This window comes from Streptomyces sp. NPDC013187, assembly GCF_042899705.1.
GTDB lineage: Bacteria > Actinomycetota > Actinomycetes > Streptomycetales > Streptomycetaceae > Streptomyces > Streptomyces hawaiiensis_A.
Window position 1 is genome coordinate 204,385 of record NZ_JBIBAF010000014.1, and the last position, 24,714, is coordinate 229,098.

A 24,714-nucleotide genomic window follows, 5' to 3' on the forward strand; every position below is an offset into this window, starting at 1 on the left:
ACTTCTGTGTGTCACATGCGTGGGAAGGAACCATCTCAGTGCCCACCCCCCACCCCCCTCGTCCTCCGTATCCCCCGCCCGGCGGGGATCCGGGGGAATCCGATGAATCACTCGCCGCCCCGCTGAGAGGCAGTCCGGAGGGCGAGGTCGCCGCCCATTCCGTGGCGCTGCTGATGGCGCGGCACTACCAGCCGGTGCACGACTACGCGGTCATCTGTCTCGCCTCGTCGGCGCAGGTAGCCGCGATGGTGACCGGAACCGCCTTCCATCGGACCCTCAACCGCCTCGCTTTCGGCGAGTCCGCCGTCGCGCTGCGCCCGGCCCTGCTGGTGACCGTGCGCGACACGATCCGCGAGTGGTCCGCCGACGATCGAATATCGGCCGTACTGCCCGCCTTGCAGAAACCGGCCGGAGGGCGCGGACTGCGCGCGGCGACCTCCATGACGCCCGAAAATCGAACCCTCGCGGAGCGGGCATTCCAGGCACTTCCCGCGGAGTCACGCTGTTTGCTCTGGCACGTCGAGGTCGAGGCGGATCCTTTAAGCGTCCCGGCCGGACTGCTGGGCCTGGACTCCGACATCGCGTCGGCGGCCCTCGAACAGGCGCGGGACGCATTCCGTCAAGGTTGTGTACAAGCTCATCGCGAACTCGCACCGACCCATGATTGCCGGTTCTACAACCGCCTCCTCGACGTCCCGATCCGCCGGGGCGGCGCACTGCTTCCCGACGTCCAGCAGCATCTGGACGAGTGCCGCTACTGCCGGGACGCCGCGGAACAACTGAGCCAATTCGAGGGACCTCTGGGGCCCTTGATCGCCGAGGCGGTGCTCGGCTGGGGCGCCCGCCGCTACCTCGACTCCCGCCCGGGACGCGCCTCGCACGGCACGCGGGGCGCCCGCACGAACCGACGCGGCGGCGGACGGCGGGGCGGCGGGCGGCACGGGCTGCTGTCCCGGCTCCCCATGCCCGCCCGACGGGTTCCGGAGGTGCTGCGCTCCTCGCGGGCACTGCTCTCGGGCGTCGGCGCGGTCTCGGCCGGGGTGCTGGCGATGGTGCTCATCATCAGCGCGTCGTCCTACGACGGCGGGGAGGCCGACCCGACCGGCTCCGACAGCGCCGTCGGCGGCAAGGGCTCCGCGTCGGTGACGCCACCCGGAACCGCCGGGCTTCCCGCGGCCCAGGGCGTGACACGGCTGCGCAACGTCGGTGCCGATCTGTGCCTCGACATCCGTGACCTGCCCAAGGAGGGTTCGGGCACGAAACTGGCGGAGTGCTCGATGGTGTGGACCCAGCAGTGGACGTACGAGGACGACGGGTTGCTGCGCAGCGTCGCCGACCCCGGGCTGTGCCTGGACTCCCACAAGGACGCCGGTGTCGTCGTCCTCGGCACCTGCGCCGCCGAAACTGCCGAGCGGGGCGAGGATGTGCGCTACGACCTCACCGTGCAGGGGGAGTTGCTGCCCCGCTGGGACGAGCGGCTGGCCCTCGCCCCGGCCGACGACGACCGGGACGCCGACATCGTCGTCAAGGTCCGCGACCGCTCCTCCGACGCCCACCGGTGGCAGGCCGAGCCCCTGCCGACGACGTCCGGTTCCCTGTCGATCGAGGAGCAGGACGACCCGGCGGCCCGCCAGGTGAGACTGGCCGACGGCCGGACCGCGTGACGAAGGGCCCCGGGGCCTGATCGGGGCTGCGCGGCGAACGCGCCGCGCAGCCCACCCCTCACACCGGATCCTCGACGAGGTCGGCCGGGCCGATCGTGCCCGGTGTCGCATGCCCCGACAGGGCGAGTGTCAGGTCGAGTTCGGCGAGCAGGCAGCGGATGACGTGCTCGACGCCGGACCGGCCGTCGAGGCCGAGGCCGTAGACGTACGGGCGGCCGACGAGGACCGCGCGGGCGCCGAGGGCGAGTGCTTTGAAGATGTCGTCGCCGGTGCGGACGCCGCTGTCGAAGAGGACGGTGAGCCGGTCGCCCACCGCCTCAGCCACGCGGGGGAGCGCGTCGGCCGCCGCGACAGCGCCGGCCACCTGACGGCCGCCGTGGTTGGAGACGACCACACCGTCCATGCCGGCGTCGGCGGCCAGCCGCGCGTCGTCCGGGTGCAGGACGCCCTTGAGGACGATCGGGCCGTCCCAGTTCTCGCGCAGGAACGCGAGGTCGGGCCAGCTCTTGGCCGGGTCGGAGAACATCCCGACGAAGTGCATCACGGCCGCGTTCGGATCCTCGTGCACCGGCTTGGCCAGACCCGCCCGGAACGCCGGGTCCGAGAAGTAGTTGGCCGTCCCGACCCCGTGCAGGAACGGCAGGTACGCCTGGTCGAGATCGCGCGGCCGCCACGACAGCAACGGCGTGTCCAGCGTGACGACCAGGGCGGTGAACCCGGCCGCCTTCGCCCGGTTCAGGAAGCTGCGGGCCACCTCCGGGTCCTTCGGCCAGTACAGCTGGAACCAGCGCTCGGCGTCACCCATCGCCTCGGCGACCTGCTCGATGGGCGTGCTGGACGCGGACGACAGGACGTACGGCACGCCCTGCGCGGCGGCGGCCCGGGCCGCGGCGGACTCGGCGTCCGGGTGCATGATCGACAGCACGCCGACCGGGGCCAGCGCGAGCGGGGCCGGGAGGGCACGGCCCAGTACTTCGACCGACAGGTCCCGCTCGTGCACGTCCCGCAGCATGCGCGGCACGATCCGGCGGCGCTCCAGGGCCGCCCGGTTGGCGCGGGCCGTACTGCCGTTGCCCGCGCTGCCCGCCACGTAACCGACGGGGCCCGGCCCGAGCCGCTGCTCGGTGAGCTCCTCCAGCCGGGTCAGATCGGTGGGCAGTCGCGGTACGGCGCCCGTCATCCCGTTCAGATAGATCTCGTACTGGAAGTCCGCCCAGTGCTTGCCCACCGTACGTCCCGCCTCTCGTCGTCTCCTCGTCGAGACCGTGCCGTACGGGCGACGATACCGAGCGGTATGCGGTCCGGAGGATCAGGGTCGGGCCACCGCCGTGTGCAGTACGCGGGCCAGTGCGCGCGGTTGGGAGACCATCGGCCAGTGCCCGGTGTCCAGCGTCACCAGCTCCCAGCTGTCGCTCTTGAGAAGCGCCGCCGCGGCCGGCATCGGCTCGTCCCCGTCGAGGAGACACTTCACGTACGTGGCCGGGAGCGCGTCGAGGGGGCCGGTCAGGACGGCCGGCTCGGTGAGCGTGACGCCGGGGTGCGGGGTCGAGCGGCCCACGATCCGGGCGATCTGCTCGTCCGTCAGCCCCTGCCCCGCGTAGTCCTCCGGGCCGAGCGGCGGCCAGTACCCGGCGTGGTCGTCGATCGCCTGCCGTACGTGGTCACTGGGCCAGCCCGACAGGAACGACTCCCCGTCCACCGGCACGTTCGCGTCGACGAACACGACGCGCCGCAGCCGGTCGCCGAGCCGCTCGGCGGCCTGCCCGACCGGGATGCCGGCGTAACTGTGCCCGACCAGGACGACGTCCCGCAGACCGAGGCGCTCCACCTCCTCGACGATGTCCCGCACGTGCGTCTGCTGCCCGGCCGGCTGTGTGTTCCGCCGCTCGGCGAGGCCCGACAGGGTCAGCGCACGGACGGCGTGCCCGGCAACGCGCAGTTCCGCGGCCACCTCGTCCCATGCCCACCTTCCGAGCCATGTCCCGGCCACCAACACGAAGTCGCTCATGCGGGCAACATAGCCGAGGGGTCTGACAATGCCTGCCGGGCGCGGGGCCGTTGGCCCTGTGTCACTCCTCGCCGTCCGCGCCGGAGGTGTGGTCCGGCTCGGCGTCCGGGCCCTGGGCCCGGACGCGCTGCACATGCTCGAGCGAGTCGCGCAACTCGGCGAGCCAGTCGTCCGTGTGCCGCTGCACCAGGCGCACGCACCAGGCCAGTGCTTCGCTACGGCTGCGGGCGACGCCGCCGGCGATCAGGGTGTCGAGTACCTGGCGTTCCGGCTGGCGCAGCCGCGTCATGACCGGCGCGGCCACGTGCGTGAAGAGGGTCCGCCGTCCGCCGCACTCCACACCCCAGGACACCTTGCGGCCGAACCGGTGCTCGGCCTCCCGGGCCACGGCCATCCGGTCTTCGCGGGTGCGTTCCCTAAACTCCTGCGCCCGGCTCTCCAGGGCCGCGTCCCGTTCGGTGGCCGGGGCGTCCTCGGCCAGCCGCGGTGCCGGGATGCGGCCGATGACGGTGATCTCCTCGCGGTCGATCGTGATCTCGGTCAGCTCCTCGAAGAGGTCATCGGGCAGGCGGCCGGCGAACCAGCCGCGGAGCTTCTCTCTCTGCTCGTTCGTAATCATGTAATGACGATTACTCAGCCAGTCCATGAACACAAGGGGTCACGAAGCAGTCGGCCGAGAGCGGAATCGGAATGTTTCAGGCCTATTAACGAACGCACGGTAATCGGCCATCTGGCCGCTTCGCGCCCCCGGGAACCGCGCAGTTACGGGCTTCTCCCGCGTGGATTCCGTAACTTCGCGCCACTGATTCAATACGCAATGTTACTGAAACCCGTGGGGTCGATGTGTGTTTCCGCGGCGGACTCGGCAGACTCGCGCTCGCCGCTCCGGGCACCGACCGAGCACGGGACGGCACACCCTGTAATCGATGCGGAAGGATGCACACAATGCGGACCACCGCGCGCTGGGCCATGACCATCGGCATGACGGCCACCGCCGTCTGCGGACCCCTCTCCGGGGCCGCGCTCGCCACTCCGGGTCAGGCCCCCACCGCGCTCTACGCCCCGTCGGCCCTCGTCCTCACGGTGGGCCACGGCGAGAGTGCGATCGCAGCGACTCCGGAACGCGCGGTCACCCTGACCTGTGCCCCGACGGCCGCCGGCACGCACCCGGCGGCCGGGGCGGCCTGCGCGGAACTGCGCGGCGTGGGCGGCGACTTCGACGCCCTGACCGCGAGGGACGGCGTGATGTGCACCAAGCAGTACGACCCCGTCGTCGTCACCGTCGACGGCGTCTGGCAGGGCAAGCGCGTCTCTTACGAGCGCACCTTCTCCAACGACTGCATGAAGAACGCCTACGGGACGGGCGTCTTCTCCTTCTGAAAGGGCTGAGCCCACAGACCGGGATCGCGCTGGAACCGTGAAGCGCAGCGGGCCGTGGCTGGGGAGCCGGGCCGTTGTCACGAGGAGTCGCGATCTCGCGCAAGGGGGCCGGCGGGCAGTGTGGGGCTGCCCGCCGGCCCCCGACCCTTTTTGTGCTCGGCCCTTACGCCCGGTCGCGGTGGCTCGTGTCGCACCACGGGTAGCGGCGGCTGCGGCGGCACGTGCACAGGGCCACGCGGAAGCGGTCGGAGGAGACGACGGAGCCGTCCTCCAGCTCCACTTCCACCGGGCCCTCCATCAGCAGAGGGCCCTTGCGCTGGACGGTGACGCGGCGCGGCGCGGCGGGCCGCTCAGACGGGGAGTTCGGCACGGACGACCACCAGCTCTTCCTTGTCATCGGCGGCGGGCAGCAGCCCCCGCTCCCGCAGCCAGCGTTCCCGGCCGCGCAACACGGGCCCGAGCGCGATCCGGTGCCGACGGGTCACGGCGGCTTTCAGGCCGGCCGTGCGCAACTGCCCGACGGTCAGGTCCGGGCCGCTGAGCGCCGACTGCACGAGCAGCAGCACGCCACCCGGCCGCAGCAGACCGGGCGCCTCCCGGCAGATACGGTCGACGACCAGGCGCCCGTCGGCGCCCGCGTCCCAGGCCCGGGCCGCGCCTCGCGGCGGTCCGTGATGGCCGTCCGGCGCCGGCACGTAGGGCGGGTTGGCCAGGATCAGGTCGAACGTCTGTCCGTGCACGGGATCGAAGAGGTTCCCATGCCGGATGCGGACCGGGAGTCCCGCGAGCCGGGCGTTCAGGCGCGCGGCCCACACGGCGCTCCAGGACACGTCCACGGCGGTCACACGGTTGCCCCGGCGCGCGGCCTCCAGCGCCAGGGCACCGCTGCCGGTGCCCACGTCGAGGACCTCCGCGCCCGGCGGCAGCGGCTCGTCGGACAGGGCACCGGCCAGCAGCTCGGTGTCCTCCTGCGGGGCGTACACGCCCGGGGGTACCAGTGCAATCACGAACGCCGGGTACCCCGGCCATCAGGAGATATGAGCTGCTTCCTGGGCAAGCGGCGCGCGCAGGGACGAACGGGAGGCACGCCAGTCGGTGAGCAGCCGGGCGCCGAAGCGTTCCTCGACGAACTCGGTGGCGTCGATGCCGAAGGCGATGTCCGGGGCGAGATACGGCTCGCGTTCCAGAAGTCCGCCGATGACGTCGTGGCGCACCACCTGCTCGTGGACCGCGTCGGCCTCGACGTGCTCGTCGTAGAAGTGTTCGGCGGCGGGCCCCGCGCCGGTGCGGCGCATCGCCTCGGCGAGCCGCCGCGACCCCGGTGACGAGGTGATCTCGACCGTCGCGAAATGACCGACCAGTGCGCCCCGGAGGGCCCGGTGCAGCCCGAAGAGGGACATCATGTTCACGGTGACCAGGGCCTCGGCGGACGCCGCGTCGAGATAGCGGCCGTACGCGGTGTCCAGGCCCAGGTCCGCCATCAGGTCGGCGAACAGGCGGGCGTGCACGCGCTCCGCGCGACCGCCGCCCCACTCGTCGAACTCCACGGCCGCCATCGCCGCCTTCGCCCGGCCCGACAGCCGCGGCAGGACCCAGGCGTGCGGGTCCGCCTCCTTGAGGTGGTACAGGGAGCGGTGGGCCGCGTACTCGCGCACCTGCCACAGCTCGCCCTCGTCACGAAGGAAATGGCTGACGCCGGTGCCCTCGACGGGCTCGACCAGCAGCCCGGCCAGTGCCTCGTCCACGCTGTCGTGGACGTGTGCGTCGGTGCGCAGCGCGGACAGGAAGCGGTGCTCCATGGCCGCGCGGATCCGCAGCAGGTCCGGGTCCCACTCGCGCTCCGGGGGAACGTCCGTGAAGCCGCGGTAGTGCAGCTCGTAGCACAGGTACAGGGCGAGCTGGAGGTCGTCGCCGTACACCTCGGCGCGGGCGATCTCCTCCAGGCGGGGCAGGCGGCCCGCGCCCCGCAGATACGCGTCGACACCCCTGCTCAGCGGTCCGCGCGGGGTGGGCAGTCGTGGTCCTTCGTGCTCCATGCGCGCCGGGTACCCACCCGGCGACCGGGGTCACCCGCCGGTGACACCCGCCCGGGGGGAGCGAGCGACAAGACCACGGACGGCCCGGGGCGACCGGGTGGGCCGTGACGGCGCATCTGCTCGGTGGGCGGGTCCTGCCCTGGCGGTGTGGGTCCTAACGGTGCGGGTCCTGGTGGTGCGGGCCCTGCGGTACGGGTCCTCGCCGCGTCGGCCCTGCGGTGCGGGCGCTGCGGTGGGGGTCTTGGCGGTGCAGGGGGGCCTGGCGGTGCGGGCGCTCGGGCCGCCGCCCCCGTGCCCGGCGCCCGCCCGGTTCCCGTCAGTCCCCTTCGGACTGCTCCTGCGCGCGCGTGTTGGGGGTGATGGCCTCCCCGGCCTCGCCCCGGTGGCGGCGCTCCTCGGCGGAGTCCCCGGTGCGGTTCTCGGCGTCCTCGACCTCGCGCAGCACCTCTTCGAGCGCCGTCTCGGCAGGCTTGCCATGCTGGTCCTCGGCGTGGTCGTGGTCCTTGTGCTGGGACACGGGGGTCTCCTTTCCCTGTGCGGTTCGTCCGGTCACGGCGGGGGTGTTCAGCTTCCGGCGCGGGCGATGCGCAGCGGCACCGGATCGGCGGGGGCGGCCTCCTCGCTGCGCAGGGCGACCTCCGCCCACCAGGAGGGGCCGTCCTCGATGTGGCGCAGCAGTACGCCCTCGCGGATCGCCCAAGGGCAGACCGTGACGGCCTTGATGCCGGTGAGCTTCAGCGCGGTGTGCCCGACCACCGCTCCCGCAAGGCTCTGGGCGGCGCGGGGTGCGGAGATACCGGGCAGGTGCGCGCGTTCGGCGGCGGGCAGGGCGGCCAGCTGCGCGATCGCCGCCCGCAGGTCGGAGCGGTGCATCTGCCGGTCCACGAACGGGCCGTGGCGTCCGGGCGCCGCGCCGCACAGCCGCCCCAGCTGCTGGAAGGTACGGGAGGTGGCGACCGCGGTGCGCGGGCCCTCCCAGCGGATCCGCGCCGCGACGTCCCGCAACTGGTGGCGGACCTTGCGGCGCAGCGCCCGCACGCGCTCCGGCGACGGCGGGTCCTCGTCCTCGAAGAACTCGTGCGTCAACCGCCGCGCCCCCAGCGGCAACGACGCCACGAAGTCCGGCAACCGGCCGCGTCCGAAGGCGACTTCGAGCGTGCCGCCGCCGATGTCGAGCAGCGCGAGCGGCCCCGACCGCCAGCCCATCCAGCGCCGGGCCCCGAGAAACGTCAGTTCGGCCTCGACCTCGCCCGGCAGGGTGCACAGTTCGACGCCCGTACGGGCGCGGACGGTGCGCAGCACCTCGCGTCGGTTCGGCGCGTTGCGCACCACGGCGGTCGCGAAGGCCGGCGGGCTCGCCGCGCCCCACCGGGCGGCTGTCCTGTCCGCCTCGGCCACCGCGTCGACGAGTTGCGCCACGGCCTGCTCCGGGATGGGTCCCCCCGGTGTGACCTGCTCGGACAGCCTGAGTCGCCATTTGGCGGTGTGCACGGGCAGCGGCACCCCGTCCGCCGCGTCCGCGACCACAAGTCTGACCGTGTTCGATCCCACGTCCACCACGCTGATTCGCATGGCCGGTGGGTACCCAATTCCGAGGTCGCCCAACAGGTCGCAGGCGGCGGACCGGCGAGGACGCGCCACCGGCAGCGCAGGAGAAAGGGCGGAGGAGAAGGGCCGGGGGACAAGGGGCCAGAGGAGAAGCGGCCGGAGGAGAAGCGGCCGGAGGAGTGGGAGAAGGGGAAAAGGGGACCGCCGCGTCCCTGCGCACGACGGCCCCCGCGCTCCCGGTCGGTCACATGTGCACGACCGGCGCGGCCTCCGCGTCCTGCTGCGGCACCCCGCGCCGGTGCAGGACGAGGGTGATCAGCGCACCCGCGGCGAAGAACCCGGCCGACCACCAGAAGGCGGTGGTGTAGCTCTCGATCGTGGCCTGGGCCCGCACGAGCTTGCTGCTCGGGTCCTTGCCGGCCAGGTAGTCGGTCGCCGCGCTCGCGGCGAGGGTGTTCAGCAACGCCGTGCCGACCGAACCGCCCACCTGCTGCATGGCGTTGACGGTCGCGGAGGCCACGCCGGCGTCCTCGGCCGCGACGCCGCCCGTGGCCAGCTGCATCGCCGAGGGCATCACCAGGCCGAGGCCCACGCCGATCACGACGAGCTGCGGCAGCACCGCGCTCGCGTAGGAGGAGCCGGCGCCGATACCGGTCAGCCAGGCCATGCCGGCGGTGGCGACGGCGAAGCCCAGCGGGACGACGGTCTTCGGGCCGAGGCGCGGCAGCAGCACGGTGGCGCCCAGCTGGGCCATCACCATCAAGGCGCCGACCATCGGCAGGAACGCCACACCGGTCTTCGTGGGGCTGAAGGCCAGGTGGAGCTGGAGGTAGTAGGTGAGGAACAGGAACACCCCGAACATGCCCGCGCCACTGATCAGTACGGCCAGGAAGGACGCCCCGCGGTTGCGGTCGAGCAGGATCCGCAGGGGCAGCAGCGGGTGGGCGGTGCGGGTCTGCCACCAGGCGAAGGCGGCCAGCAGCACCGCGCCGGCGATCAGGAAGCCCCAGGTGAGCGGCGAGCCCCAGTCGTGCGTCTCCGCGTTGGAGAAGCCGTAGACGACGGAGAACAGGCCGCCGGCGACCAGGATCGTGCCCGGCACGTCCAGTTTGGCGGTGGTGGCGTCGCGGCGGTTGCTCAGCAGGAGCCAGCCGCCCGCGAAGGCGGCCACGGCGAAGACGACGTTGACGTACAGCGTCCAGCGCCAGTCGAGGACGTCGGTCAGGATGCCGCCGAGGAGCAGGCCGACCGCACCGCCGGCACCGGCGATGGCGCCGTAGACGCTGAACGCGCGGGCGCGCTCGCCGGCGTCGGTGAACGTGGTGTTCAGCAGTGACAGTGCCGCCGGTGCCAGCAGTGCGCCGAAGACGCCTTGGAGGGCGCGGGCGACGACCAGCATCTCGAAGCCGTTCGCGGCGCCGCCGAGCGCCGAGGCGGCGGCGAAGCCGACGATGCCGACGAGGAAGGCGGGCTTGCGGCCGAACAGGTCGGCTATCCGGCCGCCGAGCAGCAGCAGGGAGGCGAACGCCAGCGCGTACGCGGTGACGATCCACTGCCGGTCGCCGTCGGAGAAGTGCAGGTCGGCCTGGGCGGAGGGCAGGGCGATGTTCACGATGGTGGCGTCCAGCACCACCATCAGCTGGGCGAGGGCCACGACCGCGAGGATCCACCACCGCTTGGGCGAGGCCGCAGGGGGCGTCGTCGGGGCGGTGGCGCTCTCGGGCGCGCTGTCGGTGAGGGATTTCTGTGGCATGGGAGACCCGTTTCCAGGGACGGCGTACGAGGAGAATGGCGAATACGTAAACGAAACGGTTTCGTACACGTCGAGGCTAGACCAGTCCGAACGAAACGGCAACGTTTCGCTTCTTCACTCCTCAGGACGCCGGACACCCCCGAACCGCCCGCAGCGAAGGACTGATCCACCATGACCGCCGACGTCACCGGCACCTGTCTGACCCTGGAGGGCGGCCGCCCCGCCGTCCGTTTCAGCCGCGTCTGCGACCATCCCGTCGACCGCGTCCGGCAGTTCGTGACCGACGCGGACGAGCTGGAGCGCTGGTTCCCCTCCCGCGCAGAGATCGATCTGCGCCCCGGAGGCACGATCAGGTTCAGCGGAGCCCGCACATGGAGGACGGAACCGGCCGCGTCCTCGCCGTCGAGGACACCGCCGCCCGCAACGGCGCCGGCTGGGAGGTGTGCCTGACCATGCTGGACGCCCGGGCCCGCGGCGAGCGCACCGCCGGTCCGCACGCAGGGCCCGACGCACCTGGAAGGACCTCTACGCCGCCTATGTCGCGGCCGGTCTGCCCTCCGGCGCGCCCGTGCCCGGCCTGGACTGACGGCTCACGCCATCTGGCGCCGCACCAGCTCGTGCAGCCGCCCGTTCGTGTCGGCCAGCAGCTGGGCGGGCGGGCCCTGCTGGATGACCTTGCCGTCCTCCATCACCACGACCCGGTCGGCGTCCATCACGGTCGACAGCCGGTGCGCGATGACGACCCGGGTCGCGTTGAGGGCCTTGGTGCTCTCGATGACCGTGCGCTGCGTCTCGTTGTCGAGCGCGCTGGTCGCCTCGTCGAAGAAGAGGATGCGCGGCCGGCGGATCAGCGCCTGGGCGATCATCAGCCGCTGGCGCTGGCCGCCGGAAACGGCTCCGCTGCCCGCGACGATGGTGTGCAGACCCATCGGCATCCGCTTGATGTCCTCGGCGAGACCCGCCATCTCCGCAGCCGCCATCGCCTCCTCGGGCGTGTACGGCTCGGTGCCGCAGATGACGTCCAGGATCGAGCCGTTGAACGGCTGCGCGTGCTGGAGCACCACACCGCACTGACGGCGCACCGCCGACTGGTCCAGGGCCGCCAGGTCCTGCCCGTCGTACAGCACGCTGCCCGACACGGGCCGGTCGAAGCCGATCAGGAGCCGCAGCAGCGTCGACTTCCCGCAGCCGCTCGGGCCGACGACCGCGACGAACTCGCCCGGCCGCACCTCGAACGACACGTCGTCCAGGACCAGGGGACCGTCGTCCGCGTAACGGAAGGACACCCGCCGCGCCTCGATCGCCCCGGTCAGCGGACCGGGCCGGGTGCTGGCCGTGCGCACCTCGGGCGTCGCCTCCAGTACCGGCTTGATCTCCTCGAACAGCGGCAGCGCGGCCACCGCCGAGACGAACGAGCCGGTCAGCTGGGTGACGGAGGTCAGCACCATCGTCACCGAGGTGTTGAAGGTGAGGAACGCCGCCGCCGACATCGAGCCCCGGGCGGGACCGGCCAGCAGCATGAACATCAGCAGGGTGCACAGCGGCAGGTACACCGCGCCCAGCACCGTCGTGAGGTTCTTGATACGGCCGACCTTCTGCTGGAGCTCACGGCTGCGCGCGAACTCCGACGCCCACGCGGCGTACGCGTAGTTCTCGGCGGCGGCCACCCGCAGCTTGGGCAGACCCCGCAGCGTCTGGAACGCCTGGTTGTTCAGCTTGTTGGCGAGCACCACGAGACGCCGCTGCCAGCGCACCTGCCAGAGCCCGAGCGCCAGGAACACGGACGCGATGACGACCAGCATGCCGATCGCGGCCATCGCCATCGGCACGCTGAACCAGAACAGCAACGCCAGGTTCATCGCGCCGACCGTCACCGACTGGGCGACCGTCGGCCCGACTCCCGCCAGCAGCCTGCGGATCGAGCTGATGCCCATGGCCGCGCTGGCCAGTTCGCCGGTGGAGCGCTCGGTGAAGAACTTCGTCGGCAGTCGCAGCAGCCGGTCCCACACCGCCGGCTGGAGCGTGGCCTCGATCCGGCCCTCGATCCGCAGGATGGTCAGGTTCTGCAACAGCATGAAGGCCGCGGCCACCACACTGCTCAGCATCACCGCGAGACACACCTGCACGATCAGGCCCGTCTGCGCCTTCGGCACGAACTCGCCCAGCACCTTGCCGGTCGCGACCGGCACCAGCGCACCGATCGCCACCGTCACCAGACCGCTGAGCAACAGGCCCGTCAGGTCGCCGCGCATGCCCTGCATGCAGAACCGCAGCAGCCCCAGCGGGCTGAGCCCCCGCTCCGGCAGCGGACGGTAGAACATCACCGCGCGCGGCTCGAACTCGTCGGCGTTGGCCTTCTCGACCGGCGTCTCGCGTCCGGTCGACGGATGCACCGCGACGTAGCCGCCGCGCCGCCACAGCAGCGCCACCGGCGCGCCCGACAGGGCCCGCTGACCCACCAGCGGCCCCACGTCGTCCCGCCACCAGCGGCCGTCGAGCCGTACCGCCCGGGTGCGCACCCGCGAGGCCACGGCGACCTGCTCGACCGGGTCGAGGCGGTCGCCGCCGGTGCCCTTCTGGGTCGGCTCGGTGATCCGGATCCCGGCAGCCTGCCCGACCAGCTTGCAGGCCGCGTACGTGGCGTCGGCGTCGGCCGAGGTGGTCCGCTTGCCCGACCGCTTCCCGATGGAGGCGAGGAGCGTCTGGTCGGCCTGGGCGCGCACCGCCTCACCGGCCTTGATGCCCTCGGCCGTGCGCGTCTCGTGGGTCTGCTCAAGCTGCTCGATCCAGCGGTCCAGCGTGGTCAGCAGCCGGTACTGCTGGTCGACCATGGACTGCCACAGCGCAGGGTCCATCAGCAGGTCGGCCGCGGCCTCCGCGCCGTACAGCGAGCCGTACTGCACGCTGCCCGGCGGCACCTGCATCCAGAACACGTCGTCGTCGGTGGGCGCGGCGGCCCGCTCGGTGGCCATCGGCGCCTGGAAGAGGATCGACAGGCTGCGGCCGACCCCGAGGGCGAGCGCGTACTCCAGCGGACTCGTCGTCGGCGGCACGTACTGCGGGTTGCCGTACTCGTCGTACGACCAGGTAGCCGTGTTGGCCGGCTGGTACAGCTCGCGCAGGCCGATGCGGTGCACCACGCAGTCCCGCAGCGGCCGGGCCACCAGGGTGTGCTGCGGGCCCGGCACCGGGCCGAGCACCAGCGATCCCGCCTCCAGCCGGCCCAGGTGGTGCCAGTGGCCCTGCTGCCCGGCGTCGACCGCGAACAGGTCCACGGCGCCGGACGCCACCAGCCACAGCACCTGCGGGCCTTCGAGGTCGAGCCGGTTGAACCCGGCGCAGTCGATGCGCGAGCCCATCTGCCCGAAGGCGCCCAGCACGAGGTCGCCGTCGTGTCCTTCGTGAACGGCCGTCATCTCACCGCTCCCTGACCAGTGCCGCGTACGCGCCGCCGCGGGCCACCAGGTCCTCGTGCCGTCCCCGCTCCACGACCGTGCCGTGCTGCAGGACGACGATCTCGTCGCTGTCGCGGACCGTGCTCAGCCGGTGCGCGATCACCACGCAGGCGCAGCCGCGCCGGCGCAGGTTGTCCATCACGAGCTGCTCGGTCTCCGCGTCCAGCGCGCTCGTCACCTCGTCGAGCACCAGGATGCTCGGCCGGCGCACCAGCGCCCGCGCGATCTCAAGGCGCTGGCGCTGCCCGCCGGAGAAGTTGCGCCCGTCCTGTTCGACCCTGCTGTGGATACCGCCCGGGCGGCGTGTGATCACGTCGTACAGGGCGGCGTCGCGCAGCGCGTCCTCCACCGCGTCGTCCGGGATCGACGGGTCCCACAGCGCCACGTTGTCGCGGACCGTGCCCTCGAAGAGGAACACGTCCTGGTCGACGAAGGAGACCGAGGCGGCCAGCGCCCCGCGCGGGATGTCCTCGATGCGCTGCCCGTCGATACGGATCACGCCCTCCCACGGTGCGTACAGCCCGGAGATCATCCGGGACACCGTGGACTTGCCGCTGCCCGAGCCGCCCACCAGCGCCACCTGCTGACCGGGGCCGACCGTCAGGTCGAAGCCGGTGAGCAGGGGCTTGTCGAGGGGGCTGTAGCCGAACGTGATGTTCTCCAGCTCGACGTGGCCCTGCAGACGGCGCGTCGACTCGCCCGCGCCGGGGCGGCCGTACAGCGGGTCGGCCTGGAAGTTCTCCACGTCCTTGAGCCGGGCCACGTCCGCCGCGAAGTCCTGGATGCGGCCCGCGACGCCGTTCAGGCGGGTCAGCGGGGCCGTGAAGCGGGTGACCAGGGCCTGGAAGGCGACCAGCAGACCGACCGAGATGTGTCCCTCGACCGCCCGCATGCCGCCGATCCACAGGATCAGCGCGCTGTTGAGGGTCGCGAGCGTCGGCGCGACCACGCCCAGCCAGGCACTCGGCACGCCGAGCCGCTGCTGCTCCTCCAGGGTGGTGGCGTGCTGCCCGGCCCACTTGCGGAAGTAGCCGTCCTCGCCGCCGGTCGCCTTCATCGTCTCGATGAGCTGAAGGCCCGTGTACGCGGTGTTGGTGAGGCGTGCCGTGTCCGCGCGCAGCTTCGCCGTGCGGGTCGCCCGCAACCGGATGACGACCCGCATCGCCACGATGTTCAGCAGGGCAACGCCGATGCCGACGAACGTCAGCTGCGGGTCGTAGGTGTAGAGCAGTACCGCGTACAGGACGACCACGATCGCGTCCACGCCCGCCGCCGCGAGGTCGCGGGACAGGGTCTCGGACACCGCGTCGTTGGACTGCAGGCGCTGCACCAGGTCGGCCGGGCTGCGCTGGGAGAAGAACGTCACCGGCAGCCGCAGCAGGTGCCGCAGGAAGCGGGCGCTGGACAGGGTGGAGGAGATGATGCGGCCGCGCAGCAGGTTGGCCTGCTGAAGCCAGGTCAGTACGACCGTGAGCAGCACGCAGGCCGCCATCGACGCGAACAGCACGCCGAGCAGCGAGGTCTGGTTGCCGATCAGGAACTCGTCGATGTAGGTGCGGCTGAGCGCGGGGACCGCGGCGCCGACCGCCACCAGCAGCAGGCTCGACAGGACCGCGGCGGGCATGGTGCCCGCGGTGCCGCGCAGCCGTGCCGGCATCGCGCCCAGGACGCCCGGCTTGCGGCCGCCCCGGGTGAAGTCCTCGCCGGGCTCCATCACCAGCACGACGCCGGTGAAGCTGCCGTCGAAGTCCTCCATGGGGACGAAGCGGCGGCCCTTGCCCGGGTCGTTGATGTAGACGCCGCGGCGTCCGAAGCGCCGGCCCATGCCGTCGTAGACGACGTAGTGGTTGAACTCCCAGAACAGGATGGCCGGCGACTTCACCTCGGCGAGGGCGGCCAGGTCCATCTGCATGCCCTTGGCGGTCAGGCCGTACGAGCGGGCCGCCTTGAGGAGGTTGCTGGCGCGCGAGCCGTCCCGGGAGACGCCGCAGGCGATGCGCAGTTCCTCCAGCGGGACGTGCTTGCCGTAGTGGCCGAGCACCATCGCCAGGGAGGCGGCGCCGCATTCCACGGCTTCCATCTGGAGCACGGTGGGGGTGCGGACCGTCTTCGCCCGGGCCTTGGGAATCTTGCGCTTGGGCGGGGCGGCGCGGCGCCTGCTCCGCGGCTCCTGTGCGGTCGCGCTCATGGCAGCAGCCAGTCGACGGGGCGCTGGTCGGCCAGCCGGATCGAACCGGAGGCCAGCGTCATGGAGGTCAGCTTGTAGGGGGGCCCGTCCGCCGACGACCACCGGTAACCGCTCTTCGTGGCGGAGGACTTGTCCAGCCGCACCGTCACGGCCACCGGCCTGCCCTTCTTGGTGAACTGCTCGCCCAACTGGCTGTCCCCGAGGAACGCGGCGATCGTCTGCGGGGACTGGGCCGAGCGGTCCACCGACTTCACATGGCCGCGCAGCACGCCGTACTCCTGCGTCGGCACCGACTGCACGGTCAGGTCCACGGCCGCGTCGTCGGGGATCGAGGCGGCGTTCTCCGCCGGGACGTACACGGTGGCGTAGAGCGGGTCGCCGGTGTGGGCGACCTTCTCCACGGCGGCGACGTTCGCGCCGGTCTGGATGATCTGCCCGACGGTCGCGGCCAGCGCCGAGACCCGGCCCGCGTCGAGGGTACGGACGACCGCTTCGCCCTTGGCCGTACGGACCTTGAGTACGGGGGAGTCCGCGGGCACCCGCTGGCCCTGCTTGGCGAGCACGGCGGTGACCTGGCCCGCGACGGGGCTCTGCAAGAGGTAACTGCCCTGTCCGTGAGTGATGATGGCGGGCGCGCTGACCGTGGAGGTCACCGAGCCGGTCACGGCCCACACCGAGGCGGCCGCCATGGCGACGACCGTCACCGAGAGCACGAGCCAGCCCTGCGGGCGGGCGAAACGCACCGGGAGGTCGAGTTCCTCCGGTGACTGGAGCTTGGCGAGGGCCTGTTGGCGGAACTGCAAGGGACTTCCCTCACCCGTGGAAGAAGCTGTAACGGAACCCGAAGAACCCGGAACCGCCGGCTGCGGTTCCGGGAATCAACGGCACAAGGGCTCGATCAGAGGCCGGAGACCAGGCCGGTGACCGGGGCCGTGTTCAGGCCGGTGACGCCCTCGACGGTGCCGACGGCGGTGTCGACCAGGCCGGAGACCGGGGCAATGCCGTCGACGGTGTCGGTGACGGTGTTCACGGCGTTCACGGACAGGCCGCCGGAGATGGCGTCGAGCTGGGCGTCAGCGATCTCGACGGTCTCAACCTGGGGGGTGGAGTTCATGGTGGAACTTCCCTTCATATGGATATCTCACAAGGGGGGAGCGGCCCCCTCTGGGGACAGATGACGGCCGCGACCGCGAGCGCCGGGCATCCGTTTCCGAGTGCCCTGAGCGGCTCCCGCGGTGCGATGGATCAAAGCACGCCGCTGCTCCGCGCTTCCAATCAACCACCCCTCTCACCAGGCAACTTGCGCCCCAGTGGCACCGATCCGTGGAGATCCGGGCACCGCTTGGCGGCGAGTTCTTCACATGGGCCACGGCATCGGCGCATCCCTGCCCTTGAGTCGCGGGGCGGCGAATCCGGCACTCCCGCCCCAAAGGCGTGTCCGACACGGCCGGCCTGTGGATAACCCTCCTTTCGGTGACCGGGTTGAGCAGTCGATGTGCAGATTCGCTGAAGCCGGGGTTTGACTCCGTGATCGCGACAGATCGCTTCCGATCGGATACGGAGCGTTTCACTCCGCCATGCCGGGGATGGCGCTCGATACTGAAAGGCCGTCATCCGGCCATGGCTCGCCGCCGGCCGGCCCGGCCCGCCCGGCTGGACCGGCCCATCTGAACAGGGCGGTCGCTGGATCAGTGGTCGGCCTGCCTGCGGCGGGAGTTGGCTGATTCCGCGATGCGAAGGGATCACTTGCAATCGGAATTGAACGCCCCGTGCGGCACGTGCGTACCAACAGCCATCCAGGCGCCCCCCAGAAGCTGCCGGACGGCGGCACCTACTCCGTTCCTCAGGAGGAGAGAAGTTTGAGTCACAAGCGAATTCCGAAGCGCAAGGCCGCGATAGCGGCGGGCAGCGTGGTGGCGCTCGGCGCGGCCGCGATCCTGCTCCCCAACGCCAACGCCTCGCAGGACGGTTCGTCCGGCGACGCGGCTGCCGCGCCGAAGACCCTGAAGGCGGGCGACGCCTCGGATCTCGCCTCGCAGCTCTCCGGGCTCCTCGGTGAGGCGTTCGGCGGCTCCTACTACGACGGCGACAACAAGCAGCTCGTCGTCAACGTCGTGCCGGGCGACAACAACAACGTGATCGTGCAGGCGAAGGCCGCCGGTGCGAAGGTCCGCGAGGTCGACAACAGCTGGTCGGAGCTCCAGGACGGTGCGTCGACGCTGAAGTCCGAGGCGACCATCGCCGGCACCTCGTGGTCGATCGACCCGCGCACCAACAAGCTCCTGGTGACCGCCGACAGCACCGTGACCGGCGCCAAGTGGGACAGACTGGAGAGCACCGTGCAGGAGCTCGGCTCCGGCATGGCCACGCTCAAGAAGTCCTCCGGCACCTTCAAGCCGTTCGTCTCCGGAGGCGACGCCATCTTCGCGGGCGGCTCGCGCTGCTCCCTCGGCTTCAACGTCACCGCGGGCGACGGCTCCCCGGCCTTCCTGACGGCCGGTCACTGCACCCTCGGCGGCAACGAGTGGTCCGACACCCAGGGCGGCCAGCCGATCGCCACGGTCGACCAGTCGACCTTCCCCGGCAACGGCGACTTCGCACTCGTGAAGTACGACGACCCGGCGACCGAAGCCCCCAGCGAGGTCAACACCGGCGACCAGACCGTCCCGATCACCGAGGCCGCGGAAGCGACCGTCGGGCAGCAGGTCTTCCGGATGGGCAGTACCACCGGACTCAACGACGGCCAGGTCCTCGGCCTCGACGCCACGGTGAACTACCCCGAGGGCACCGTCACGGGCCTCATCCAGACCGACGTCTGCGCCGAGCCCGGCGACAGCGGCGGCTCGCTGTTCACCCAGGACGGTCTCGCCATCGGCCTGACCTCCGGCGGCAGCGGTGACTGCACGGCCGGCGGCGAGACGTTCTTCCAGCCGGTGACCACCGCCCTGGAGGCGGTCGGCGCGACCCTCGGCGCGGGCGGTGCCGCGGGCGGCGGCGCCGGTGCGGGTGACGAGGCCGGTGCCGGTGCGGGCGAGGAAGCCGGTGCGGGTCAGGAAGCCGGTGCCGGCGACGAAGCGGGCGCCGGTGAAGAGGCCGGTGCCGGTGAGGAAGCCGGTGCGGGTGCCGGAGCCGGTGAAGAGGCGGGCGCCGGGGCCGGTGAGCAGGCCGGCGGCGGCGAAGCGGGTGCCGGAGCCGGTCAGGACGCGGGTGCCGGTCAGGACGCGGGTCAGGGTGTCGAGGACAACTCCGGTCTGACCGAGTCCCGCTGACCCCAGCAGAGCCGTCGGCAGCCGGTCCGACGCAGCCGGCCCGGTTCCGCCCCCTTCCTGGCGGAACCGGGCCGGCTCCCCTGCGTTGCGGACCGGTTGCCGACGCCCACCGGCCCTACCCGAGGGCCCTGATCAGCAACAGGGCGATGTCATCGAGCCGTTCCTCTCCGTCCGCGCGGTGCCGCTCCTGATGGACGAGGCTGTCGGCCAGTTCGTCCAGCGGCTGCTCACCGGCTCCGGCCAGCCGCCGGCCCAGATCCGCGAGGGCCTCCTCGAAGTCCGTACCGGGGGACTCCACCAGTCCGTCGGTGTAGAGGACGAGCAACGAACCGGGGGGCAGGGCGACCTCCGTCGTCGGGTACACCGCCGAGGCGTCGATGCCCAGCAGCGGGCCGCCCGCCAGATCGAGGACCCGCACCCGCCCGTCCGGCCGTCTCAGCAGCGGCGGGGGGTGCCCCGCCCGGGACATCACGGCCCGCCCGTGCTCCGGGTCGAGCCGTAGATACAGGCAGCTGGCGAACAGGTCGGACCCGAGGTCGAGCAGCAGCCGGTTGGTGCTGCGCATGACCTCCTCGGGCGCCTGCCCCACGGTCGTGTAGGCCCGCACCGCGGTGCGGACCTGCCCCATGAGCCCGGCCGCCGTCACGTTGTGGCCCTGCACGTCCCCGATCACCGCCGCCGGCCGCCCCTGGGTGCCCACCAGGTCGTAGAAGTCGCCGCCGATGTCCATGCCCTGCGTGGCCGGCACATAGCGGCCGACCGCCTCGATGCCGGGCAGCGACGGCAGCGAGTGCGGCAGCAGCGCCTCCTGCAGACCGTGCGCGAGCCGGTGCTTGGCGTCGTAGAGCAGCGCACGCTCCAGAGCCTGCGCGATCAGCCCGGCCATGCTCGTCATCACCGCCCGCTCTTCCGTCGGGAAGGGGTGCGGCTCGGCGTAGGAGAGCACGCATGTCCCCACCGGGCGGCCCTGGGCGATCAGCGGCAGGAACGCCCAGGCCGCGAACCCGTCGGGGGTCGCGAGCCGCGCAGGGTACAGGCGCTCCAGCTGCTCCTGCGTCTCGAAGAAGGCGGGCACGCCCGTCCGCAGCACCTGGGTGCCGGGTGTCGGCTCGGTCAGGGGCATCCCGTCGAACCGCTCCACCACGTGCGCGTCCCGGTACCCGCGGTGCCCGAGCACCCGCAGCCGCTTGGCCCGCGAGCCCAGCACGACCAGAGCCTGGCTGCCCACGGCTGGGGCGATCTCGTCCGCGACCAGCTGCACCACGTCCTGCACCCCGACCGCCTCGGTGAGCGCGCCGGCCAGGTCGAGCACCTGTGAGATGGTGACCAGCCGGGACGGTGCCCCGTCGGGCGGCGGTGCGGTCCGGTTCATCCTGGACACGGCCCTGGACCTGGTGATGCGGACGCTCAGACCCGTCGTGCTCGGGTACAGCCGGAACGACAGCCATTCCCCGGGCGGGCGCAACGCCACGAACGAGGTGACGTGCTGGCTCAGCAGCGCCGCCCGGTAGCGGTCCTCGTAGACCGGATCGTTGAGCCAGGGCACCGACGCCCACAGCTGGGTGCCGAGCAGTCGGCTGACGGGCACGTTCAGCAGCTCGGCCGCCGCCGCGTTCACGAAGCCGACCCGTCCGTGCAGGTCCAGGGAGACCAGTCCGTAGGGCAGGCGGCTCACCATCCGGGCCGCCTCGACCGTGCCGAGCGTGCCGGCCATGCCGCCCACCAGGGGCGAGGCGAGCAGGTCGGTCTCGGGGTGCGGCGGGATGCTGTGCTCGGCGGCCCGCTCCAGCCGGACCGCCAGCCGACCGCAGGCCGCGGTCAGATGATCACGCTCGTGGTCGGACATCTCCGCCGAATGCGCGCCCGGCCACGTCACGAAGACCGCCCCGTAGACGGTCGACTCGGTGGCGACGGGCACCGCGGCCAGGGCGAACGGGTAGGGCAGCACCACGGCGATCCGCGGATAGAGGCGGGCCATCTGCTCCTCGCCGCCGACCCACACCAGCCGCCGCTCGCGTGCCGCGTCGGCGACCGGGATCGGCGCGCTCAGGCCCACCCGCTCCCAGGGCGCCGCGAACGCCCGGGGCAGTCCGGCCATCACGGCCATCTCCAGCACGGGCTGATCCGGCGCCATCAGGTACACCGCACCGGAGTGGGCGTGCACCTCGTCCATCATCGAGGCCAGCGCCAGCGAGAGCAGGGGACGGCCGACCGGCGTCCTGGCGGCTGCCGGCGCCTGCGCGGACGACTGCCCGTCGGACACGCCGACCACCTCCTCGCACGGCCGCGCGACCGGGTCCAGGAACAAATCTCCCCCCTGGCGGCCCATCCCGCACGACGAGCGGTTCCGGAACGGTGCCGGTTACCGTCGGTCACACGAGTGCCGGCCCCACAAGGGGCACTCTCGTACCCCGAGCGCCCCGACCCATGCCCCCGTAGTCGAAGCGTGGGCGGGCGTACGGGCGCTGGGCGTGCGCCCCCGCGCCTCCTGATGGCTGGTTTCTCGTGTCCACGCAGGGTCACGGTCGCGAACAATGGGGCACGCGCTCAACACGACGAGGGGGCGTACGGCGAGCGGAGGGGGTGGCAGTGATCCGGGTGCTTCTGGTCCACGACGAGTGTCTGGTGAGGTCGGTGCTGGCGGAGTGGCTGCGGCAGGAATCCGACCTGGCGGTGCACGACACGTCGTGGCGCGGCGCGCCGGGCATGGTGCGGTCGGTTCGGCCGGACGTGTGCGCGGCGGACCTGGAGTGCGCGGACTCCTACGGCATCCCCCCGCTGGGCGAACTGAGCCGGCCCGGGCCGGACCGTGCGCGCCCCCGATTACTGGTGCTCGCCACCGCGAACCGGCCGGGCCTGTTGAAACGGGCCGTCGAGGCGGGGGCGCTCGGGTACGTCGACAAGGAGGGGTCCCCGCAGAATCTGCTGCGCGGGATCCGTCGTGTTGCCGAGGGGCAACGTTTCGTCAACGACTCGCTGGGCTTCGGGTTCCTCAAGGCGGCCGAGATGCCGCTGACCCGCAGAGAGCTGAGTGTGCTGACCCTCGCGGCCGAGGGAGCCTCCATCGCGGAAATAGCCGGGAGCCTGCACCTGTCCCACGGGACGGTGCGCAACTACATGGCCTCCATCACCCGCAAGACCGGGGCCCGCAACCGCATCGACGCCATCCGCATCTCGCAGGGGCAGGGCTGGCTCTGACCTTGGGCCCTGTCCTTCGGATCATCTCGGCGTCGCGGCCCCGGCACGAGAAGAACCGCACCTCACGGCCGAGCTGATCCGAACGACAGGGCCTACCGGGCCAGTGCGGGAGTCCAGCTCCCGACGAGGTCCCGGTACAGCGCGGAGGACCGCAGCAGCTCCTCGTGACCGCCGCACGCCGTGCTCCGGCCGTCCATGACCAGGACCTGGCCGGCGCGGCGGGCCGAGCTGATGCGGTGGGCCACCACCACCAGGGTCCCGCCCGGCCGCGCGGCGAACGCCCGCTCCGCGCGACCCTCCGTCTCCGGGTCCAGATGGCAGGTCGCCTCGTCCAGCAGAGCGAGCGGGGCGTACGACAGATAGGCCCGGGTCAGCGCGACCAGCTGCCGTTCGCCGGCCGACAGCGCCCGGGGGTCGACCCGGGCGCCGAGCCCCCCGAGCCGGTCGGCCAGCGGGGCGAGGCCGACCGCCTCGGCCGCGGCCAGCAGCTCCTCCTCGGGCACCGGATCCGGACGCAGGTAGGCGAGATTCTCGGCCAGGGTGCCGCCGAAGACGTACGCCTCCTGCGGGATGAGCACCCGCCCGGCGGCCGCCTCGGGGCCGGGCACGGGGTGCCCGCCGACCCGGACGGTGCCGCTCGAGGGTGTGAGCAGCCCCGCGACGAGCGCGGTGAGCGTGGACTTGCCGGCGCCACTGGGCCCCACGACGGCCAGGTGCGCGCCGGGCGGGAGGGCGAGGTCGAGGTCCCGGACGACGGGCGCGCTGGCGGGGCCGTAGGCGAAGGTGACGGAGGCGAGGGAGACGGCCGGGGGCGGCTCCGCGGAGGCGTGGTTCCGGGAGGTGCCGGGGGCCGGAGCACCGCGGCCGTCATTCCCGCAAGAGGCGCTCCTGCCCGGCCGGAGCCCGCCCCGGTCTGAACGGCTGTGCTCGGAGACGGCGTGGTCGGTCGCGGCGGGCCCGCCGGTCCGCGGGGGCCTACCGGTGGTGGCGGTGTTCGCGGGGCGGGGGCTCGTGGCCGGGGGAGGCGGGGCGGCGGTGTCCTCGGCGGTGTCCGGCTTGGCCAGCCTGCGCAGTACCACCGTCAGGCGGGAGCCGCTCGTGCCCAGGCCGTGGATCAGGTTGCGCAGGGCCGGGAGCAGGGACTGGGTGACGTAGGCGAGGGCACCGACCAGGGCGCCCGGGGTGACGCCGTGGGCAAGGAGCCAGGGGGCGGCGGCGAGCAGCAGCACGATCGGCAGCTGCCCGCCGATCGTCAGGGACGCCACCCGCAGCACGCCCCAGTGGGCGAGCGCGCGCGCCGCCCGCAGTTCCGCCTCGACGCGTTCCCCGGTACCGGCGGCGATCTGCGCCTCCGCGCCGGTCGCCGTGATGTCGCGCAGCCCGGGGCAGACGGTGCCGAGATCACCGGCGAGCGCCTCGTCGGCGACGAGGAACGTCTCCTGCCGCCGGGCGAGGGGCCGCAGCGTCGCGGCGAACAGCGCCATACCGAGCGCCAGGGGCGGCCCCACGACCAGCAGAAGCGGCGGGGCGAGCGCGAACAGGCCCGCCAGGGCACCGACGGAGGTGAACACGAAGGAGCGGGAGACCATGACCAGTCCGGCGAAGGTGTCGCGGGCGATCTCCACCTGCTGGGTGAGCCCGGACAGCGAACCCGTGTCACCGCTGCGCACCCCGCGCGCGACCACCCGTTCCACGAGCCGGTCCCGGAGCGGCTCGACCAGGTCGGCGACGGCGGTGTAGACCCGGGCGGTGCCGTACGCGCCGAGCAGGACGCCCAGGCCGGTCACCGCCAGCCAGACCAGTCCGACGTCCGCCCGGCCGCGCAGGAACCCCGCGTCCAGTGCCCGGGCGGGGCCGTACCCGAGGAGGAAGGTCTGCCCGGTCTCCAGCACGGACCAGGCGGTGAGCCGCAGCAGGACCCGCCGGCGCGCCAGCAGGAATCGCAGACCCCGGGCGGGGAGGCCGGTGGGGGACGTCATGAGCACACCCCGGCTCGGACAGCCGCACCCGTACACGTCCGGCCGCTCATGTCGTTACGTCCTTCTCTCCGCTCGTCCCGCTCCTGTCGGCAGCACCCGTACACGCCCGGCCGCTCATGTCGTTACGTCCTTAGCCCCGCTCGTCCCGCTCCTGTCGGCAGCACCCGTACACGCCCGGCCGCTCATGTCGTTACGTCCTTAGCCCCGCTCGTCCCGCTCCTGTCGGCAGCACGTAC

The 24,714-nt window shown here is 72.4% G+C and carries 20 protein-coding genes; 5 read left to right on the forward strand and 15 right to left on the reverse strand.

The window, feature by feature from the left end:
• The first annotated feature begins 38 nt into the window (after nucleotides 1-38).
• Complete coding sequence (locus tag ACFY5B_RS28770) at nucleotides 39-1,664, forward strand: RICIN domain-containing protein (RefSeq protein ID WP_389974560.1); 1,626 nt, start codon at nucleotides 39-41, stop codon at nucleotides 1,662-1,664.
• A gap of 58 nt (nucleotides 1,665-1,722) precedes the next feature.
• Here ACFY5B_RS28770 and ACFY5B_RS28775 read toward each other — a convergent pair whose 3' ends face one another.
• The 3 genes from ACFY5B_RS28775 to ACFY5B_RS28785 form a co-directional block, all read right to left on the reverse strand.
• A complete protein-coding gene (locus ACFY5B_RS28775; RefSeq protein WP_389974563.1) occupies nucleotides 1,723-2,892 on the reverse strand; it encodes a lactate 2-monooxygenase in 1,170 nt (389 codons plus the stop codon).
• A gap of 81 nt (nucleotides 2,893-2,973) precedes the next feature.
• The gene (locus tag ACFY5B_RS28780) at nucleotides 2,974-3,672 is read right to left on the reverse strand and encodes an alpha/beta fold hydrolase (RefSeq protein ID WP_389974566.1); all 699 of its coding nucleotides are present in this window, start codon (nucleotides 3,670-3,672) and stop codon (nucleotides 2,974-2,976) included.
• Nucleotides 3,673-3,733: 61 nt separating this feature from the next.
• Complete coding sequence (locus ACFY5B_RS28785) at nucleotides 3,734-4,291, reverse strand: hypothetical protein (RefSeq protein ID WP_389974569.1); 558 nt, start codon at nucleotides 4,289-4,291, stop codon at nucleotides 3,734-3,736.
• Nucleotides 4,292-4,617: 326 nt separating this feature from the next.
• On the opposite strand from ACFY5B_RS28785, the gene ACFY5B_RS28790 reads away from it, so the two are divergent.
• Nucleotides 4,618-5,052 (forward strand): protease inhibitor, encoded by a 435-nt coding sequence (locus ACFY5B_RS28790; RefSeq protein WP_351632197.1) that lies wholly within the window; start codon nucleotides 4,618-4,620, stop codon nucleotides 5,050-5,052.
• Between the two features lie 163 nt (nucleotides 5,053-5,215).
• Here the strand turns inward: ACFY5B_RS28790 and ACFY5B_RS28795 are convergent, their stop codons facing one another.
• The 6 genes from ACFY5B_RS28795 to ACFY5B_RS28820 all read right to left on the reverse strand — a co-directional run bounded on the left by ACFY5B_RS28795 (nucleotide 5,216) and on the right by ACFY5B_RS28820 (nucleotide 10,389).
• Entirely contained in the window at nucleotides 5,216-5,422 is a 207-nt protein-coding gene (locus ACFY5B_RS28795; protein ID WP_344455717.1) for a CDGSH iron-sulfur domain-containing protein, read from the reverse strand.
• Nucleotides 5,403-6,059: a HemK2/MTQ2 family protein methyltransferase gene (locus ACFY5B_RS28800; protein ID WP_389974573.1), complete on the reverse strand. Its 657-nt coding sequence runs from the start codon at nucleotides 6,057-6,059 to the stop codon at nucleotides 5,403-5,405. The genes ACFY5B_RS28795 and ACFY5B_RS28800 overlap by 20 nt, the downstream gene beginning before the upstream one ends.
• A 21-nt stretch (nucleotides 6,060-6,080) precedes the next feature.
• Nucleotides 6,081-7,088 carry an iron-containing redox enzyme family protein gene (locus ACFY5B_RS28805; protein WP_389974576.1) on the reverse strand — a complete coding sequence of 336 codons (1,008 nt, stop codon included), beginning with the start codon at nucleotides 7,086-7,088 and terminating at the stop codon, nucleotides 6,081-6,083.
• Between the two features lie 316 nt (nucleotides 7,089-7,404).
• The gene (locus ACFY5B_RS28810; protein ID WP_389974579.1) at nucleotides 7,405-7,605 is read right to left on the reverse strand and encodes a hypothetical protein; all 201 of its coding nucleotides are present in this window, start codon (nucleotides 7,603-7,605) and stop codon (nucleotides 7,405-7,407) included.
• 47 nt (nucleotides 7,606-7,652) lie between these two features.
• On the reverse strand, nucleotides 7,653-8,660 hold the full coding sequence (locus ACFY5B_RS28815) for a Ppx/GppA family phosphatase (protein ID WP_389974582.1): 1,008 nt from the start codon (nucleotides 8,658-8,660) through the stop codon (nucleotides 7,653-7,655).
• A 220-nt stretch (nucleotides 8,661-8,880) separates the two neighbouring features.
• Nucleotides 8,881-10,389, reverse strand: a complete 1,509-nt coding sequence (locus ACFY5B_RS28820; RefSeq protein WP_389974585.1) for an MFS transporter — start codon at nucleotides 10,387-10,389, stop codon at nucleotides 8,881-8,883.
• Between the two features lie 171 nt (nucleotides 10,390-10,560).
• On the opposite strand from ACFY5B_RS28820, the gene ACFY5B_RS28825 reads away from it, so the two are divergent.
• Entirely contained in the window at nucleotides 10,561-10,839 is a 279-nt protein-coding gene (locus ACFY5B_RS28825; RefSeq protein WP_389974588.1) for an SRPBCC domain-containing protein, read from the forward strand.
• 140 nt (nucleotides 10,840-10,979) lie between these two features.
• Here ACFY5B_RS28825 and ACFY5B_RS28830 read toward each other — a convergent pair whose 3' ends face one another.
• The 4 genes from ACFY5B_RS28830 to ACFY5B_RS28845 form a co-directional block, all read right to left on the reverse strand.
• Nucleotides 10,980-13,805 carry an NHLP bacteriocin export ABC transporter permease/ATPase subunit gene (locus ACFY5B_RS28830; RefSeq protein WP_389974591.1) on the reverse strand — a complete coding sequence of 942 codons (2,826 nt, stop codon included), beginning with the start codon at nucleotides 13,803-13,805 and terminating at the stop codon, nucleotides 10,980-10,982.
• A 1-nt stretch (nucleotide 13,806) separates the two neighbouring features.
• On the reverse strand, nucleotides 13,807-16,032 hold the full coding sequence (locus tag ACFY5B_RS28835; protein WP_389974594.1) for an NHLP family bacteriocin export ABC transporter peptidase/permease/ATPase subunit: 2,226 nt from the start codon (nucleotides 16,030-16,032) through the stop codon (nucleotides 13,807-13,809).
• Nucleotides 16,029-16,835, reverse strand: a complete 807-nt coding sequence (locus tag ACFY5B_RS28840) for an HlyD family efflux transporter periplasmic adaptor subunit (RefSeq protein WP_389974597.1) — start codon at nucleotides 16,833-16,835, stop codon at nucleotides 16,029-16,031. Before ACFY5B_RS28840 ends, ACFY5B_RS28835 begins: the two co-directional genes overlap by 4 nt.
• 95 nt (nucleotides 16,836-16,930) lie before the next feature.
• A complete protein-coding gene (locus ACFY5B_RS28845) occupies nucleotides 16,931-17,146 on the reverse strand; it encodes a hypothetical protein (RefSeq protein WP_003994898.1) in 216 nt (71 codons plus the stop codon).
• A 745-nt stretch (nucleotides 17,147-17,891) separates the two neighbouring features.
• Between ACFY5B_RS28845 and ACFY5B_RS28850 the strand changes: the two genes are divergently transcribed.
• Nucleotides 17,892-19,301 (forward strand): S1 family peptidase, encoded by a 1,410-nt coding sequence (locus ACFY5B_RS28850; RefSeq protein ID WP_389974600.1) that lies wholly within the window; start codon nucleotides 17,892-17,894, stop codon nucleotides 19,299-19,301.
• A gap of 115 nt (nucleotides 19,302-19,416) precedes the next feature.
• Here ACFY5B_RS28850 and ACFY5B_RS28855 read toward each other — a convergent pair whose 3' ends face one another.
• On the reverse strand, nucleotides 19,417-21,573 hold the full coding sequence (locus tag ACFY5B_RS28855) for a SpoIIE family protein phosphatase (protein ID WP_389974714.1): 2,157 nt from the start codon (nucleotides 21,571-21,573) through the stop codon (nucleotides 19,417-19,419).
• 317 nt (nucleotides 21,574-21,890) lie between these two features.
• Here ACFY5B_RS28855 and ACFY5B_RS28860 point away from each other — a divergent pair, with 317 nt between their 5' ends.
• Nucleotides 21,891-22,499: a LuxR C-terminal-related transcriptional regulator gene (locus ACFY5B_RS28860; protein ID WP_389974603.1), complete on the forward strand. Its 609-nt coding sequence runs from the start codon at nucleotides 21,891-21,893 to the stop codon at nucleotides 22,497-22,499.
• 92 nt (nucleotides 22,500-22,591) lie between these two features.
• On the opposite strand, the gene ACFY5B_RS28865 is transcribed toward ACFY5B_RS28860, so the two are convergent.
• Nucleotides 22,592-24,478: an ATP-binding cassette domain-containing protein gene (locus tag ACFY5B_RS28865; protein ID WP_389974606.1), complete on the reverse strand. Its 1,887-nt coding sequence runs from the start codon at nucleotides 24,476-24,478 to the stop codon at nucleotides 22,592-22,594.
• Nucleotides 24,479-24,714 lie beyond the last annotated feature (236 nt).